Origin of the sequence: Gordonia sp. NPDC057258, assembly GCF_042668985.1 — a bacterium.
GTDB lineage: Bacteria > Actinomycetota > Actinomycetes > Mycobacteriales > Mycobacteriaceae > Gordonia > Gordonia hongkongensis.
In genome coordinates this window covers 19,903-35,601 of record NZ_JBHUXZ010000017.1, presented here as the reverse complement: position 1 = coordinate 35,601, position 15,699 = coordinate 19,903, and the positions used below count along the sequence as shown (strand labels likewise).

15 protein-coding genes and 2 pseudogenes are annotated in these 15,699 nt (G+C 67.7%); 12 read left to right on the top strand and 5 right to left on the bottom strand.

All coding sequences use genetic code 11. From position 1 onward, the window contains the following. The first annotated feature begins 5 nt into the window (after window positions 1-5). A complete protein-coding gene (locus ACFUEJ_RS13970) occupies window positions 6-635 on the top strand; it encodes a GyrI-like domain-containing protein (RefSeq protein ID WP_388030007.1) in 630 nt (209 codons plus the stop codon). A 29-nt stretch (window positions 636-664) separates the two neighbouring features. Here ACFUEJ_RS13970 and ACFUEJ_RS13965 read toward each other — a convergent pair whose 3' ends face one another. Next, entirely contained in the window at window positions 665-1,696 is a 1,032-nt protein-coding gene (locus ACFUEJ_RS13965) for an LLM class flavin-dependent oxidoreductase (protein WP_388030004.1), read from the bottom strand. Window positions 1,697-1,828: 132 nt separating this feature from the next. Here ACFUEJ_RS13965 and poxB point away from each other — a divergent pair, with 132 nt between their 5' ends. Further along, entirely contained in the window at window positions 1,829-3,565 is a 1,737-nt protein-coding gene (poxB, locus tag ACFUEJ_RS13960; protein WP_388030001.1) for a ubiquinone-dependent pyruvate dehydrogenase, read from the top strand. Here poxB and ACFUEJ_RS13955 read toward each other — a convergent pair. Beyond that, the gene (locus ACFUEJ_RS13955) at window positions 3,562-4,212 is read right to left on the bottom strand and encodes an MBL fold metallo-hydrolase (RefSeq protein ID WP_068972188.1); all 651 of its coding nucleotides are present in this window, start codon (window positions 4,210-4,212) and stop codon (window positions 3,562-3,564) included. The genes poxB and ACFUEJ_RS13955 overlap by 4 nt on opposite strands. A gap of 140 nt (window positions 4,213-4,352) precedes the next feature. Between ACFUEJ_RS13955 and ACFUEJ_RS13950 the strand changes: the two are divergent. Next, window positions 4,353-5,611, top strand: a pseudogene (locus ACFUEJ_RS13950) (oxygenase MpaB family protein). 63 nt (window positions 5,612-5,674) lie between these two features. Continuing rightward, on the top strand, window positions 5,675-6,727 hold the full coding sequence (locus tag ACFUEJ_RS13945; RefSeq protein ID WP_068972187.1) for a fused (3R)-hydroxyacyl-ACP dehydratase subunits HadA/HadB: 1,053 nt from the start codon (window positions 5,675-5,677) through the stop codon (window positions 6,725-6,727). 9 nt (window positions 6,728-6,736) lie between these two features. On the opposite strand, the pseudogene ACFUEJ_RS13940 reads toward ACFUEJ_RS13945, so the two are convergent. Both ACFUEJ_RS13940 and ACFUEJ_RS13935 read right to left on the bottom strand, forming a co-directional pair. After that, window positions 6,737-7,212: pseudogene (locus ACFUEJ_RS13940) on the bottom strand (phage tail protein). Between the two features lie 80 nt (window positions 7,213-7,292). After that, window positions 7,293-7,718: a nitroreductase family deazaflavin-dependent oxidoreductase gene (locus tag ACFUEJ_RS13935; RefSeq protein ID WP_086536526.1), complete on the bottom strand. Its 426-nt coding sequence runs from the start codon at window positions 7,716-7,718 to the stop codon at window positions 7,293-7,295. Between the two features lie 108 nt (window positions 7,719-7,826). Between ACFUEJ_RS13935 and ACFUEJ_RS13930 the strand changes: the two genes are divergently transcribed. Continuing rightward, entirely contained in the window at window positions 7,827-8,330 is a 504-nt protein-coding gene (locus tag ACFUEJ_RS13930; RefSeq protein WP_338855335.1) for a methylated-DNA--[protein]-cysteine S-methyltransferase, read from the top strand. A gap of 146 nt (window positions 8,331-8,476) precedes the next feature. On the opposite strand, the gene ACFUEJ_RS13925 is transcribed toward ACFUEJ_RS13930, so the two are convergent. Then, window positions 8,477-9,391 (bottom strand): alpha/beta fold hydrolase, encoded by a 915-nt coding sequence (locus ACFUEJ_RS13925; protein WP_159370957.1) that lies wholly within the window; start codon window positions 9,389-9,391, stop codon window positions 8,477-8,479. A gap of 270 nt (window positions 9,392-9,661) precedes the next feature. Here ACFUEJ_RS13925 and ACFUEJ_RS13920 point away from each other — a divergent pair, with 270 nt between their 5' ends. The 7 genes from ACFUEJ_RS13920 (at window position 9,662) to ACFUEJ_RS13890 (ending at window position 15,696) form a co-directional block, all read left to right on the top strand. Beyond that, window positions 9,662-10,234, top strand: coding sequence for a recombinase family protein (locus ACFUEJ_RS13920; RefSeq protein ID WP_065629821.1), 573 nt, complete (start codon window positions 9,662-9,664; stop codon window positions 10,232-10,234). Next, window positions 10,231-10,533: a hypothetical protein gene (locus tag ACFUEJ_RS13915; RefSeq protein ID WP_065629820.1), complete on the top strand. Its 303-nt coding sequence runs from the start codon at window positions 10,231-10,233 to the stop codon at window positions 10,531-10,533. Before ACFUEJ_RS13920 ends, ACFUEJ_RS13915 begins: the two co-directional genes overlap by 4 nt. Window positions 10,534-10,822: 289 nt before the next feature. Beyond that, window positions 10,823-11,221: a chorismate mutase family protein gene (locus ACFUEJ_RS13910; protein ID WP_065629819.1), complete on the top strand. Its 399-nt coding sequence runs from the start codon at window positions 10,823-10,825 to the stop codon at window positions 11,219-11,221. A 1-nt stretch (window position 11,222) separates the two neighbouring features. After that, window positions 11,223-13,364 carry an aminodeoxychorismate synthase component I gene (gene pabB / locus ACFUEJ_RS13905; protein ID WP_159370959.1) on the top strand — a complete coding sequence of 714 codons (2,142 nt, stop codon included), beginning with the start codon at window positions 11,223-11,225 and terminating at the stop codon, window positions 13,362-13,364. Continuing rightward, window positions 13,361-14,242: a prephenate dehydrogenase dimerization domain-containing protein gene (locus ACFUEJ_RS13900; RefSeq protein ID WP_137810035.1), complete on the top strand. Its 882-nt coding sequence runs from the start codon at window positions 13,361-13,363 to the stop codon at window positions 14,240-14,242. Before pabB ends, ACFUEJ_RS13900 begins: the two co-directional genes overlap by 4 nt. Continuing rightward, window positions 14,239-15,180: a diiron oxygenase gene (locus tag ACFUEJ_RS13895; RefSeq protein ID WP_068972169.1), complete on the top strand. Its 942-nt coding sequence runs from the start codon at window positions 14,239-14,241 to the stop codon at window positions 15,178-15,180. The genes ACFUEJ_RS13900 and ACFUEJ_RS13895 overlap by 4 nt, the downstream gene beginning before the upstream one ends. Window positions 15,181-15,222: 42 nt before the next feature. After that, window positions 15,223-15,696, top strand: a complete 474-nt coding sequence (locus tag ACFUEJ_RS13890; protein WP_083229477.1) for a GNAT family N-acetyltransferase — start codon at window positions 15,223-15,225, stop codon at window positions 15,694-15,696. The last annotated feature ends 3 nt before the right edge of the window (window positions 15,697-15,699 follow it).

The window sequence follows — 15,699 nt, the reverse complement described above, 5'->3', positions numbered from 1 at the left end:
ACGGCGTGCCCGAGAAGGTGGACTTCAAGAAGACGCTGGACTCGTACAAGGCGCGGCGCGGCCAGTTCCGCATTCTCGACGTTCCGGCCATGCGCTACCTGATGATCGACGGATCGGGCGATCCCAACTCGACACCACAGTTCGCGGCGTCGATCGAGACGCTGTATCCGGTTGCGTACAAGCTGAAGTTCGCGAGCAGCCGAGAACTCGGCCGTGACTACGTCGTCCCGCCACTCGAGGGGCTCTGGTGGGCCGACGACATGAGCACCTTCACCGGCGCCCGCGACAAGGGCCGTTGGAGTTGGACGCTCATGCTGATGATCCCCGACTGGATCGACGCCGCCCTGCTCGACGCCGCTGTTCTCGAGGCCGGCGCGAAGAAGCCGCCGCCGCGTCTCGCCGATCTACGCACGGAGTCGTTGGACGAGGGGTCGTGTGTTCAGACGCTGCACCACGGGCCCTTCGACGACGAGGGTCCGGTGCTGGCCGAGATGCACGATCGGTTCATACCCGACAACGGCTTACGCATGTCGGGCCGTCACCATGAGATCTACTTCAGCGACTTCCGCCGAGTAGCTCCCGAGAAACTTCGGACCCTGCTGCGTCAACCGGTCGAGTCCACCATCGTCCCGTAGCGAAAGATGGCTAGAAGCAGGGTTTCTCGCTACGGAGTCCCGGTGGCCGGCGTCCATCCGAGTACCGGTCCGAGCTGCCCGGCGAGATCACCCACGATCTGCAGGTAGTCCGGCTCGTCGAAGGAAAACGGCAACGCGAAGGCCACCTCGGTGGCGCGTTGGAATCCCGCGTGCTCATACAGTCTCTCGGCGAGTTCATCGGACGGTCCGACGAGATCCGGCGAGAACAGGAGGCCCCGCGGGCCCTGCGGGGTGAGCGTGCGCTCGAACCGACTGTCGGCATACGCCCGGTACTTGCGGATCTGGTCCGCGGTCGCGGAATCCGTGGGGATCACCACGAGCCCTTGGGACACGCGCGCACGGTCGGGATCGACGTGATGGGCACGGTAGGCGTCGATGTGTTCGGCCTGGATGGTCGCGAAGTCGCGCGACTCCGTGCCCTCGGTGGTGACCACCGAGGAGGTCAGATAGTTGATGCCCTGTCGGCCCGCCCAGATCGCCGAGCTCGATCCACCTCCGTACCAGACCCGATCGGCGAGACCCGGCGAATGCGGTTGCACCCGTCGGGAGAACGTCTCTATCCCGACGGTCCCCTCGAAGTCGCTGACCGGTTCGCCCCGCAGGTTGTCCAGGAGCCTCACCACCCGGTCCTTCGAGAAGTTCTCGAGCGCATGGGTTTCGGGGTACAGCGCGGTCTTGAAGTCGTCGTAGCGCATCGGCACACCGACGGAGACCCCCGGGTTGAGCCGTCCCCCGCTGAGGATGTCGACCGTCGCCAGGTCTTCGGCCAGCCGCAGCGGATTCTCCAGACCGAGCGGGATCACCGCGGTACCGAGCTCGATCCGGCTGGTGCGCACCGCTGCGGCCGCCAGCAGGGCCACCGGCGAGGAGATGCCGTACTGCAGGTGCCGGTTGCGCACCCACACGCTGTCGAAGCCGAGTTGCTCGGCCAGCTCGATCATCCGGAGCGTCTCGAGGTGACCGGGGCGCGGGTCGTCACCGTCGAAGCGTCCGATCGTCAGAAATCCGAGCTTCTGGAGGGGTTCACCGCGTCGTGGCATGCGATCGATTCTCACACCGTCTGGCAGCGGAGACATGTCGACGAATCAGGGTGGGTCGAATTCTCCGGAGGTCACACCGGCGCGCGCCGCGTCTATAGTCGGGGCACACCGCCGCCGACCGAACGGATCGCCATGCCGCCCACTGTCGCGGAGAGGATCGTCGAGCAACTCGAGCGCGCCGGAGTCCGGCACGTCCACGGGTTGCCCGGTGATTCACTCAACGGTTTCACCGATGCCCTGCGGAGAAACGACACCATCTCATGGCGACATGTGCGACACGAGGAGTCGGCGGCGTTCGCCGCGTCCGCCGAAGCCGCGCTCACCGGTGAACTCGCGGTGTGCGTGGGAAGTTGCGGGCCCGGCAACCTGCACCTGATCAACGGACTGTTCGACGCACACCGCAGTCGTGTCCCGGTCCTCGCGATCGCCGCGCACATCCCGGCGACGGAGATCGGCACCGGCTACTTCCAGGAGACCCACCCCGAGCAGCTGTTCCGGGAATGCAGCGCCTTCTGCGAGATGGTCGGCACGCCCGACCAGATGCCGCGCCTGCTCGACATCGCCCTGCGCACCGCGGTCGAGAAACAGGACGTCGCGGTCCTCGTCATCCCGGGTGAGACCTTCCTGGCGCCGTGCCCGAAACGGCGCGCCGGCGCCCCCATCCGCCGTATCCCCCGCGTCACCCGGCCCACCGATGCCGAGATCGACCGCGCCGCAGACACTCTCAACGCCTCCGAGCGCGTGACGATTCTCGCCGGGGCGGGGGTGCAGGGGTCTCACGACGAGGTCGTCGAGCTCGCCCGTGCCCTGCAGGCCCCCGTCGTGCACGCGTTGCGGGGCAAGGAATTCATCGAGTACGACAACCCCTACGACGTGGGAATGACCGGGCTGCTCGGCTTCTCGTCCGGATACCGGGCGATCGAGAAGTGCGACACACTGCTCATGCTGGGCACCGACTTCCCCTATGAACAGTTCTATCCGTCGAAGGCGACCATCATCCAGGTCGACATCCGTGGCGAGCAGATCGGTCGACGCTGCCCCGTCGACCTGCCACTCGTCGGCGATGTCGGCGACACCGCCCGCGCGCTCCTGCCGAAGATCTCCACCGGCCGCGACTCCGAACACCTGTCGACCTCGTTGGCCCACTACGCCACGGCACGGCGCCGCCTCGACGACCTCGCCGACAACGACCGCAACCGGGCACCGATCCACCCGCAGTACCTGACTCGCCTGATCAGCGAGAAAGCCGACCGCGACGCGGTGTTCATCCCCGACGTCGGCTCACCGGTGGTGTGGGCGGCGCGCTACCTCGAGATGAACGGGGCCCGTCGCCTGATCGGCTCGTTCACCCACGGCTCGATGGCCAATGCCGTGTCCCAGGCGATCGGCGCACAGACCGCCTTCCCGGACCGCCAGATCGTTGCGCTCGCCGGCGACGGCGGGCTCGCGATGCTGCTCGGCGAGCTGCTGACCATCACGCAGAACAACCTGCCGGTGAAGATCGTCGTCTTCGACAACTCGTCGCTGAACTTCGTCGAGGTCGAGATGAAGGCGGCCGGATTCGTCAACTACGGAACCGATCTGGAGAATCCGGACTTCGCCGCGCTGGCGGAGTCGCTCGGTATCCACGGTCGGCGCGTCGAGCGGCCGGACGACCTGGCCGGTGCGGTCGACGAGTTCCTCGCCCACGACGGTCCGGCGCTACTCGATGTCGTCACCGCTCGCCAGGAGCTGTCCATCCCGCCGACGATCACCGCCGCCCAGGCCAAGGGCTTCACGCTCTACGCGCTCCGCACCGTACTGTCCGGACGCGGCGACGAACTGGTCGACCTCGCCGAGACCAATCTCTTCCGGCGGCTGTTCGACTAGGCGTTTCGGTCCGCAGCCACCCGCAGGCCGAGAATCGCTTCGGTGACACCGGCTGTCCAGGTGGACGTGTCGACACGGTGAACGGCCGACTCCCCCGCATACGCGCTCGATATGACGACGTCCGGGGCAAGAGTGGCCAGCAGTTCGAGGCTCCCCGCGAGCTGGACGGGGTCACTGATGCCCGGGAGATACCCGGCGGTCCACCGCCCCGACTCGCTTCGATAGAGGGTGTCCCCGGTGAACAGGTAGCGGTCGCCGTCGGCGCCGTGCACCAGGTAGCTCGTGCTACCCGGGGAATGGCCGGGTGTCGGGATCGCCTCGACCCCGTTGCCGTCCGTGTGCCGGTCCGCGAGCCCCACCCCGATCCGCGCGTAGCGGCCGATCCGGTCCGCTTCGGCGGCAGGAGCGTGCAGTGTCGTCCCGAATCGTTCGTTAATCGCGGCCAGCAGCGGCCCGGCCTCATCCTGATGCGACAGATATTGCTCGTCGATCCCGCCCAGGCGGTAGAGCTCATCGAACTCGGAATCCGACGCAACCGAGTAGAAGAGGACATTTCGAGTCGACCTCCACAGGTAGGCATGCGTGGTCAGTCCCGGAAACGGGTTGTCGGAGCTGGTCTCCCACAGGTCGGCGAATACGCGGCGCATCGATACCTCCTCGGGTTGGTTGAATCTCCCACCACGGTGCAACTTCGAGTTCACTTGAAGTCAAGACGCCGTTGCCGACTGGTCAGCAGAGCACCGCGGGTGATACACATCTAGGAATCCGTCTCACGTCAGGAGTCCCCGTGTCCACCTCGCTGCCACCCGATACTCCTGCCTTTCCGGCGGCGGTCGCCTATGAGTCCGCGATGACCAACCAGCGTCTGCGAGGCGTGCGGGCGCTGGTACGGCAGTTCACCCGCAAAGACCTCTTCCCGGAGCCGGAAAACCTACGCACCTTCGCCGAGGACATGTTCCGCACCGACCCCGTGGCCGAACGTTTCGTCGACGAGGTCTACGGCACGTTGGGCGGTGAGGCGGCCCGGGCCCTGCTCGATCAGGCACTCACCGACGGCCTGGACAGCATCGACGATCCCCCGCCGGCACTGGTCGACCTGTTCGAGGAATTCGAGACGGTGCCCGACTGGGTCGACCCCGAGCTGATCGCGGAGGGCGAGGCCATCTGGCGCCGGTGGGGTACCGGCCTGTTCAGCGTTGCCGGGGGATCACCCTGGAGATGTACACCGAGGCCGCGGTCGCGAAACCGCTCTCGCTGGCCGGGGGCTATGCGGGCGACAACGCTCTGCGCCGGTTCCTGGAGACCTCGCGTTTCTGGATCGACGTCTCGCAACCCGACGCGTTGCTCACGCCGGGGTCGCAGGGTCGTGCGACGGCGATGCGGGTACGCATCATGCACGTGTGGGTCCGGCGCACCGTCGCCGAACACCCGGAATGGGACCGCCAACGCTGGGGCGAGCCGATCAGTCAGTCCTACCAACTACTGACCCTGCTGGGCGGCAGCGTGGTGCCCGCGATGGCGCTGTGGCTGACCGGAGTACAGACGACACCCCGCGAGATCCGCGTCCTGCTGCACTATCAGCGCTACCTCGGCCACCTACTCGGGGTGCGCACGCAGTGGTATCCGGAAACGATCGCCGACTCGTTGCGATTGCTGGCCTTCGTCACGTCCACCCGCACCTACGACGCCGGGGCCGACGGCGCAGAGCTCATCGAGTCGTTCCCGGCCGCGTTCGCGAAGAGCGGGTCGACCGGCTTGCAGCGGTTGCGCGGCACATACAACGCGGCGATGTACGCGGCGTACTCGAGCATCTACATGCTGCCCACGACGCGGCTGCGCTACCGGATGCCCAGTCCGGTTCCGGGGATGCTCGTCATCGTGCTCCGACTACCGGTGGTGATCGTCGTCGAAACCACCCGTCGACTCTCACCTCGATTCCGTCGACTTCACGAGAAGTGGATGTGCCGCCATCGGGAGAACTGGCACGACTGGCAGACCTCGGGTCGCCCGGCCGAGTACGCCCACGGGAAAGGTCTCCGGCGTTGACCGCGGTGTCGGAGAGTTACTCCGGAGTTGGACTCGAATGCGCACACCGTTAGCGTGTTCGGGGTGACGCACACCCCGACGGCCACCGCCACGACCACCGACGATCCCTCCGGGATCGGATCCCGCGTCGGCCACTACTACGTGCTCGACGGCTCGTATCAGGTCGGCCGCGAGAAGGTGCGTGAGTACGCACGCGCGGTCCAGGACTACCACGGCGCCCACTGGGAGCCCGAAGCCGCAGCCGCCCTTGGCTATTCCGGTCTCGTCGCGCCGCTCACCTTCACCTCCATCCCGGCGATGGCGGCGAACCGGGAGCTGTTCGAGAAGGTCATCGTCGGCTACGACACCTACGTCCAGACCGAGCAGGTCTTCGAGCAGCACCGCCCGATCGTCGCCGGCGACGAACTGACGACGGACGTGGAGCTGACGAGTGTCCGTCGGATCGCGGGCAAAGACCTGATCACCGTGACCAACACCATGACCGATGCCTTGGGCGAGCGTGTGCACACCATGCACACGACGGTCGTCGGGGTCACCGCCGACGAGGTCGACCCCGAGTTGAGCAGTGCGGTCCGCAAGGTGATGATGCACGACGTCAACATCTTCAGCCACGACGAGGCAGCGGAACGATACGTGCGGACGGTCCGTCCCGACGCTGACGTCCGCACCGCTGACGACAGCGGGCGCACCTCGGGCGCACGGAACTTCGACGAGCTGAACGTCGGCGACGAACTGCCTCTGCACACGATCGGGTTGTCGCGCGGCGATCTGGTCAACTACGGCGGTGTCGCGGGCGACGCGAACCCCATCCATTGGGACGAGACGAGCGCAAAACTGGCCGGCCTGCCTGATGTCATCGCGCACGGCATGCTGACCATGGGGCTCGGGGCCGCTTTCGTGTCGTCGTGGTCGGGCGACCCGGGTGCCGTCACCCGCTACGCGGTGCGCCTGTCCCAGCCCGCTGTCGTGTCCGGCGCCGAGGGCGGCGAGATCGAGTACAGCGGGCGGATCAAGTCGCTCGATCCGGCGACCCGGACGGGCGTCGTGATCGTGGTGGCCAAGTCGGGCGGCCGCAAGATCTTCGGTCTCGCCACACTGAATATCCGCTTCTCGTGACCCCGGGGGTCAGTACTCCCCTGTGATGACGAAGTACGACCCGCGGATCACGCCGGCGAGTTTCGATTTCTGACGCGCGAACTTGAACTTCGACTCCAACTCGGCCGGGACGTCCATGCCGTCCGAGAGCTTGAACCCGACGGCACGCTTCCCACCGGGATCGATGCTGGACATGACGTTCACCGCGAGGCGGACTCGTAGAACACGTACGACATGTGCAGCCTTCCGTCGTCCGGGCCCACCTCGAAGTCGCTGACCTCGAGCGCGGGCGAGGCGATGGTGATGTCGCGCTCGTCGGCCAGGATCGCGGTCACCCGGTCGAGGATTTCGGGCGCGTCCGACGCCGGGACGACGGTGAAGTCGTGCCCGTACTTCGTCTTGTAGTACCGGGCCTCGTTTGCCCGGAGTCCCGCCAGCGCCTCCGCAACCGGTGAACTCTCGAGTCCCGCGGTGGAGACCTGCTTGAGGTCGATCACGTCACCCATGACTCTCCCTCCGGCAGGTTGCCTCAGACAGCGTAAAGCCCCCGACCGCGGTCGGGGGCTTTATCGATGCAGCGCGACGCTCACTCGAGGACGAACACCGGGATCTGCCGATCGGTCTTCGTCTGGTACTCGGCGTAGGGCGGGAAGGCGGCGACGGCCAGCTCCCACCAGTGATCGCGCTCCTCGCCGTCACTCAGCTCGCGCGCGGTCAATTCCTTCACCTCGGTACCGTCCTGCGCGGTGACCTGGGGGTTCGCCTTCACGTTGTGGTACCACGCCGGATGCTCGGGCGCGCCGCCCTTCGAGGCGACCATGAGGTACTTGCCGTTCTCTTCCACGCGCATCAGCGGGACGTAGCGCTTCTTGCCCGACTTCGCGCCGGTCGTGGTGAACAGGACGATCGGACGGTCCATCACGGTCACACCGTCGGTCGTGCCCTGCTCCAGGATCTTCTCGGTCTGCTCGCGGACCCAGCCTTCAGGACTCAACTCTGCGTTAGCACTCATGGTGGGCGGAACACCACAGCTCGGCCGGGTATTCCCCGCAGCGCCGTCTGTGTCGTGACTCTCCGATACTGTGTGGCCGGACCTGACCTCGACCGTGAGATCTCACCGATGACCACACCATGCCGTGCTCTCGTACCGACGCCGGTCGGCACCGTGGCCGTCGACAGCAATGGATCGGCCGTCGTGCGCGTGGCCTGGCGAGTGACCACCGACGTACCGACTGATGACGAGACCATCGATCCCGTTCTCGCAGAGGCGATTCGACAGATCCGCGCCTATTTCGCCGGTGACCTGACCGAGTTCGACCTGCCTGTCGATCTCGATCGGATGTCGGACGCCGCCCGGGCGGTCCTGTCGACGCTGCACCGGACGGTCGCCCACGGCGACACGGTCACCTACGGCGAACTCGCGGCGATGAGCGGCACGCGGGTCTCTGCGCGCAGCGTCGGCACGATCATGGGGATCAATCCCCTGCCGTTGATCATCCCGTGTCATCGCGTCGTCGCCGGCGACGGACTCGGCGGCTACTCGGGCGGCGCGGACGGTCAGGGTCTGGCGACCAAACGCTGGCTGCTCGAGTTCGAGGGCGCACTCCCGCCGACGCTGTTCTGATCAGGAGCCCAGCCGACTATGCCGACCCTGAGATCGATGTCGCATGCGACATCAATCCGTCTACGCGACCTCGATCGAAGTCGCATCAGCGGACCGATGTCGCACGCGACGTGAGTTCGTGATCCGGCACCCTCGAGCGTCGAGCGTCATGTGCGCGACGCCCCGGACAGATGTTCGACGACCAGCGACTGCAGCCTCGGAGCATCCGAGCCGAGCCACAACGACAGGTGCGTTCCCTCGTCGACGGCTTCGAGGCGAGCATCGGGCAGCGTCTGCGCGGCATGGACACTCTGATCGAACGGGACGTCGGCGTCGGTTCGGGAGTGTATCGCCAGCACGGGTGCGGTCACCTCCGCGAGCGGTAGGTCGAGTTCGCGAAATTGGTCGAAGTCATTGTCGAAACCAGCTTTTCGCGACCCCGACACGGTGTCGAACAGATCGATCGCCAGCGTGCGCTGGTCGTCATCGGCGATGATCTCCGCGGTGAGCGCCCTGATCTGTACACGCGACAGGTCTCCCTCACCGGACAGGAGTGTCGAGATGGCCGTGGACGGCGCCTTCGACGCGACCGTGGTCGCCAGCCACTGACCGAAACGACTGAAGAGAAGCTTCTCCTCGGACAGTTCGAGTCGTCCACGCAGGCTGCTCCGCGGATCGAAGCGGGTGCTGACCGCGGCGACCGCGACGATCGCGGACACCCGCTCGGGTACGGAAGCCGCCAACGAGTAGGCGACGGGCCCGCCACCGGACCAGCACATCAGCCCGAAACGATCGATCCCCACCGAGTCCAGCACCGCCCTGACCAGTTCCGCCTGCGCGGCCGGACGTCGTGTGTCGCCGCCCAGGGGCGTACCCAGGTAGCCCGGTCGAGAGACCGCGATGACGCGATGCGCCCCGGCCAGGAAGCGCGTCATCAGGACCCCCTGGTCGCAGCCACCCGGGGACCCGTGCACGAACACCAGCGGCGGCCCGGACCCGACGTCGACATATTCGACCGGCCCGGTCGGCGTCTCGACGAGGCGCGGTTCCGTCGAGTGACTGTCCGAGTGAGCGAGCCCCATGGATGTACCTCCTCCGACGACCGTGGTGCGACGGTAACGCCGGCGCAGCGCCCGCGCGGCACAACGCGGTGAAACGGTGCGAACGGGTGAACCCCGAACGCGGCCGCACCTGAGTCATCCCGCCTATTTCGAGACACTTTTTGCGATTATCAAGACTCTTATCCGTCGATTGCGGGATCGTCTCGAAACACCGGCGCGTCTTTTGAGTCTGTCTCGATACTTCTGAGATACGCTGTCGCGGTGACAGCAGACGCAACACAGCCGTCGGGGATGGCCCTCGGTTACGCACGCGACTCCCCCGGTGCCCACGCGCTCGCGCCCCAGATCGACGCGCTCACCGATGCCGGGGTGGACCCCGCGCGGATCTACACCGATGCGACCGATCGCTCCGCGCCCGCGGGTCAGCGGCCCGGGATGGCCGCCCTCCTCGACTACGCGCGAGCCGGCGACACCACGGTGGTCGTCGGCATCGACCGCCTCGGCCGGAACGTTCGCGAGGTCATGGAGGTCGCGAACCAGATGGCCGGGCGCCGCATCGGACTGCGCTCGCTCCGCGAGGGAATCGACACCGCCGACCCGGCCGGAGCGATGATCGTCGCGGTGCTGGCGTCGCTGGCCGAACTCGACGACGACGCGCCGAGACGGTCGGACCGTTCCACGCCGAGAACCCTGCGTGGGTCCACGTCGGCGATCGGCCGGCCGCGGGCGCTCGATGCCGATCAGGTGGTGCGCGCCGAACAGATGCGCGCGCAGGGGGTTTCCGTACCCAGGATCGCGCAAGAGCTCGGGGTGAGCCGCGCGACCCTGTATCGCACCCTGGCCGAGAGGCGTTCGGTCCGTTGAAGAATCCCGACTCCGACCTCCCCGAACTCGACATCGTCACCGAGTACGGCGTCGTCACGCGCCTGCCCACCTCGTTCCCGATCTTCGACGCCGAACTCGACGAGCACCTCGATCCGGACCTGTTCCAGCAAGGTTTCGTCGATGCCGCGGCCGATCTCGGTGCGCTTCCCGCGCCGTGGGCGCGACAACTGGCGTCGTCGACGCTCGCGTGTCCGCCGGACCCCGACGACGAGGAACCGAGCTACACACGCGGCTATCGCGCCGCCCTCTACGGACACCTCCGGCACGCCGGAAAGTAAGCGCCGCAAAGGGTCTCGGCAACGAAGCCCGGAAGGTCGGACTTGCCGCATTCGAACCGCCGCCCCGGCAACGGATCTCGTGCGCTGACGTACTGGTCGTTGGCGAATCGTGATCACCTGGTGACGTCAACGCCCCTCGCGACATGCACGCTCGGTGCGACCATGGACCGAGTCGGGGATGCGGTTCGCGAACGCGGGCCGGGCGCAATGCCGCACGGGGGCAGGCGCCGCATGTCGGGCGGGTCAAGTCGGCGGGCCGCACTTTCGGACACTGCTAGGTGGTCGCGCCATGACCCGATCGACGAACATCAACAGCCGTGCGCCGGGTGGAGACGACCCCACCGCACGCGAACTGGAAGCCCTGCGAACGGAATTGGACGGGATCGACGACCGTCTGCTCGAAGACGTGCGGGCCCGGATCGAGGTCTGCACACGCATCGCGGAACTCAAACGACGGCACGCCATCCCGGTGATGCAGCCGCGCCGGGTCGGCGCTGTACACGAACACGCCCACCGGTTCGCCATCGATCACGATCTGTCCACCGATTTCCTGCATGCCCTCTACGACCTCATGATCTCGGAGACCTGTCGGGTCGAGGATCTGATCGTCGGGACCGAGACGTCGCAGCGAGCGGGGCCGGATCGTGACCCCGCCCGACACCCGTCCGCCGTCGCGAGCGCGGACTGAGGTGGACCCGGTGCGCACACTGCTGATCGACAACTACGACTCGTTCACGTACAACCTGTACGCGTTGTTGACCCAGGTCAACCGCCGGGAGCCGGTCGTCGTCGCCAACGATGTGCCCTGGACGTCGGTGGACCTGACAGCTTTCGACAACGTCGTGGTCTCCCCCGGCCCGGGCCGTCCGGACTACCCCCGCGACTTCGGGATCAGCGCACGGGCGCTGACCGACAGCGGACTACCCGTGCTCGGGGTGTGCCTGGGCCACCAGGGCCTGTGCCATGTGTTCGGCAGCCCGGTGGTACGGGCCCCCGAACCGCGGCACGGACGACTCAGCGCCGTCCACCACGACGGCCGCGGCTTGTTCGCGGGACTGCCCTCCCCGTTCCGGGCGGTCAGGTATCACTCGCTGGCGGTGGTGGATGTCCCCGACGAGTTGGAGGAGCAGGCGTGGTCCGACGACGGCGTCCTGATGGCGGTGCGCCACCGGGTGTTGCCGATGTGGGGGGTGCAGTTCCATCCGGAGTCGATCTGCAGCGAGTACGGCCGGGAGCTGTTGGCCAACTTCGCGGCGGCCACACGGGTGCGAGCGCACCGCGGGGTCTCGGTCGGGGCGAGTCGGGCGTCGGCGACGACGGAGCGCCCGGCCAGTGAGGCGTCGACGAGTGAATCGGCGGGGAGTGAACCGACGGGGAATCGGCACGAGGAATACCGGGTCCGATCGGTTCGGGTGGACCACGTGGTGGACCCGAACAGCGTCTATGAACGACTGTTCGCCGGTGGCCCGAACAGCTATTGGCTCGACCGGTCGGCGGCCGAGGAGACCGACGGTCGCTACTCCGTCATGGGAGACTGCTCGGGCCCCCACGCCGAGTATGTGACCTACCGGGTCCCGGAAATGACTGTGCGAGTCGAACATTCGGACGGTACAGCGGAGGAGGTCCGCAGCACCTTCTTCGACTACCTCGACGCCCAGCTGCGGGCGCGTGCGGTGGCTGCGCAACCTGAGCTGCCGTTCGCGTTCTGTCTGGGGTACGTCGGCTATCTCGGCTACGAGCTCAAAGCGGACACCGGCGGCCAGCTGGCGCATGCCTCCGAGCAGGCCGACGCGGCGCTCGTGTTCGCCGACCGCGCGGTGGTGATCGACCACGGACACGGGTGTGCGTATGTGCTCGCACTAGAAGCAGTCGAGAGCCCGGATCCCGATGTCGCGACGTGGTTGGACGAGACGGCGTCGACCATTCGGGAGATGCGAACCGCCACACCCGCTCCGGCGACGACTCCCCCGCTGGTCCCGGCGCCCCACGAGGTGCCGATCGTGTTCCGCCACAACCGCCAGACGTACCTGAGGCTCATCGAGGACTGTCTGGCGGAGATCCGGTCCGGGGAGTCGTACGAGGTGTGTCTGACGAACTCGGCGACCGTGCACCGCAGCCTCGACCCCGTGTCCGGGTATTCGTGTCTGCGGGAGATCAGCCCGATGCCCTACAACGCCCTGCTGCAGTTCGCCGGGATGTCGGTGCTCAGCGCGTCGCCGGAACGGTTCTTGAAGATCGGTGCCGACGGGACGGTCGAGTCGAAGCCGATCAAGGGGACACGGCCGCGGTCGGCCGATCCCACCGAGGACCACCACTTGCGATCCGCGCTACGGGCGAGCGAGAAGGACCGGTCGGAGAACCTGATGATCGTGGACCTCGTCCGCAACGACCTGTCGCGTGTCTGCGTCCCGGGGTCGGTGCATGTGCCGTCACTGTTCGACATCGAGACCTACGCACCCGTGCATCAAATGGTGTCGACCGTGCGGGGGACGCTGCGGAACGGGGTGTCGGCGGTCGACTGTGTGCGGGCGGCCTTTCCCGGCGGTTCGATGACCGGCGCACCGAAGATCCGCACGATGGAGATCATCGACAAACTCGAGGCGGGTCCGCGGGGCGTGTACTCGGGGGCGATCGGCTTCTTCTCGCTCACCGGAACCGCTGACCTGTCGATCGTGATCCGCACGATGGTGGCGACCGGTTCCGAGGTGACCTTCGGCGTCGGCGGTGCGATCGTCGCGCTGTCGCATCCGGACGAGGAGTTCGAGGAGACGATGGTCAAGGCCCTGACCATGCGACGCTGCCTGTCCGTCGCCGAGGAGAGCGACTCGTGACCGAATCGGCCGGCCCCGGTGCGCGGTCGGTGGTCGTGGCCGGCGGAGCAGGGGCGGTGGGATCCATGTTCGCGGACCGGTGGCGCAGCGGCGGCGACCTCGTACACATCCTGGACGCCACCTCCGGCGACGACATCCGTGCCCCCGGCCCAGAGGCGACCGCGCGGGTGCGCGCGGCGGACATCGTGGTCCTCGCGGTGCCGGAGAATGTCGCCGTCGCCTCGCTGGGGACGGTGCGATCACTGATGCGCCCGACCGCGATGCTGGTGGAGACGCTGTCGGTGAAGACCCGGTTCGCGGCGGCCGTCGGCGGACTGGACGAGAGCCGTTGCGCCACAACGGGCCCGGCCGTCGGCGTGAACCCGATGTTCGCCCCGTCCCTCGGTCTGCCCGGCCGCGCGATTGCGGTGGTCGTCCATCGCGACGGACCCGGCGTGGACCGCCTGATCGACGACCTGGCGAGGTGGGGCGCTCGCGTGCAGGTCACCACCGCCGATCGGCACGACCGCCTGTGCGCCGCGGTGCAGGCCCTCACCCATGCGACCATCCTGTCGTTCGGGGTCGCGCTCGCCGATCTCGGCGTCGAGGCCGACGAGGCGGCGACACTGGCCACCCCGCCGTTCATGACGATGTCGGCGATGCTGGCGCGCGTCGCCGGTGGGACACCGGAGGTGTACCGGGACGTGCAGTCGTCGAACCCGTGCGCGTCGACGGCCCGGGATGCGTTGGCGCGTGCGGTGTCCCGGGTCTCCGCCACCTGCGACAGCGACACCGACGAGTTCACGGCGCTGCTCGCCCGGGCCGGAGCGCCGCTGGGCGATCGCGGCAGCGAGTATGCCGGGCTGTGCGCGCAACTGTTCGCCGGGTTGGCGTCGTGACCGGCACGCTGCCCGACCACGACGCCGCCGACCCGGTGGAGACGGCGGTGATCCGTGGGCTGGTGCGCAGCTGGTCGCGGCGGGCCACGGTGCGCCGCACCGAGCCCGAACTCGACGGCCCGACCATGGACGATCTCTACGACGACGATTGCGTCGACTATCCCGAGACACTGCTCCCCTTCGCCGGACATCCGGGATGGAACGGGCTCGACGAGGACCGCCGGTCCCGGGTCCGGGCGTGGGGGTGGATCGCATACAACAAGAACGTCGTCGACATCGAACAAGACGTGGTCACACCCGGTTTCGGCTTGCTGTTCCGGGATGCCTTCGGCACTGGGTTCTCCGACGCCGGGAGGGCGGCGGTCGTCCAGTCGATGGTCGACGAGGAGTACCACACGCTGATGCATCTGAACGCTTCCGCGCTGACCCGCCGCCGGCGTGCCTGGACGCTCCCGGATGCCACACTGCCCGAGTCGTTGATGGTGCGCCGCCATCGGGCTGCGCTCGCACGTGCGGAGTCGGCACGAGCCGCGGCGCTCACGACCCTGGCATACGCGACGGTCGCCGAGACCTCCATCGGGGACTACCTCACGTTGATCGCCGAGGATCGGACGATCCAACCGGTTCACCAAGCCACCGTCGCCCTGCATCGCCGCGACGAGCGCGCGCACGGCTCGGTCGCCGGCGAGATGATCGCGATGGTCCACGACCGGCTCGGCCCGGACGACCGGCTCGTCCTGGCGCATGCGCTGCGCGACGGCGTCGACGCGTTCACGGCGACCGACAGCGCCGCCTGGTCGGCCATCCTCGCCGCCGAGCGGATCCCGGACGGCGCCACGATGCTGCGCGAGTCCGCAGAGGATCCCGATAGACGACGAGTCCTGCAGGATTGCAGTGCGGTCGACCGGCTACTCGCCCGGTTCGGCGCCCTGGGTTGACCTGCGCCGGTGATCGTCGGGTGGGCGGCTACGGTGGTGACCGTGAACGAGCCCGACAGCCCGCGAGTGGCGACACCGGCCGACGCGGCGACCATGGCCGAACTGCTCGACGCCTTCAACCGCGAGTACGGCGAACCGTCTCCCGGACCGGCCGCCCTGGCCGATCGACTGACCGATTTACTCTCGCGCAGTTCGACTTTCGCGATCGTGGCCGGCGACCCGATCACCTCGCTGGGCCTGGTGACCATCCGGACAAACGTCTGGGTCGACGGCGGCATCGCCCTGCTCGACGAGATGTACACCACGCCCGCCCAACGCAGCCGCGGACTCGGTGGTGCCGTCCTCACCGCCGCGGTTGCCGAGGCGGCGCGACGGGGCGCCGGGGAATTCGAGATCGAGGTCGACGAACCCGACGTCGACGCGCACCGCTTCTATGCCCGGCACGAATTCCCGCTGCGCGACCCCGAGACCGGCGATCGGGCGTTCGTTCTCCGCAAGGAGCTGACCGCTCCGTAATCC

Bases quoted from the DNA above. Each gene is read 5' to 3' on its own strand.
- ACFUEJ_RS13965 (WP_388030004.1), bottom strand. From the start codon at position 1,696: ATGCCACGACGCGGTGAACCCCTCCAGAAGCTCGGATTTCTGACGATC.
- poxB (WP_388030001.1), top strand. From the start codon at position 1,829: ATGCCGCCCACTGTCGCGGAGAGGATCGTCGAGCAACTCGAGCGCGCC.
- ACFUEJ_RS13955 (WP_068972188.1), bottom strand. From the start codon at position 4,212: ATGCGCCGCGTATTCGCCGACCTGTGGGAGACCAGCTCCGACAACCCG.
- ACFUEJ_RS13935 (WP_086536526.1), bottom strand. From the start codon at position 7,718: ATGAGTGCTAACGCAGAGTTGAGTCCTGAAGGCTGGGTCCGCGAGCAG.
- ACFUEJ_RS13930 (WP_338855335.1), top strand. From the start codon at position 7,827: ATGACCACACCATGCCGTGCTCTCGTACCGACGCCGGTCGGCACCGTG.
- ACFUEJ_RS13925 (WP_159370957.1), bottom strand. From the start codon at position 9,391: ATGGGGCTCGCTCACTCGGACAGTCACTCGACGGAACCGCGCCTCGTC.
- ACFUEJ_RS13920 (WP_065629821.1), top strand. From the start codon at position 9,662: ATGGCCCTCGGTTACGCACGCGACTCCCCCGGTGCCCACGCGCTCGCG.
- ACFUEJ_RS13910 (WP_065629819.1), top strand. From the start codon at position 10,823: ATGACCCGATCGACGAACATCAACAGCCGTGCGCCGGGTGGAGACGAC.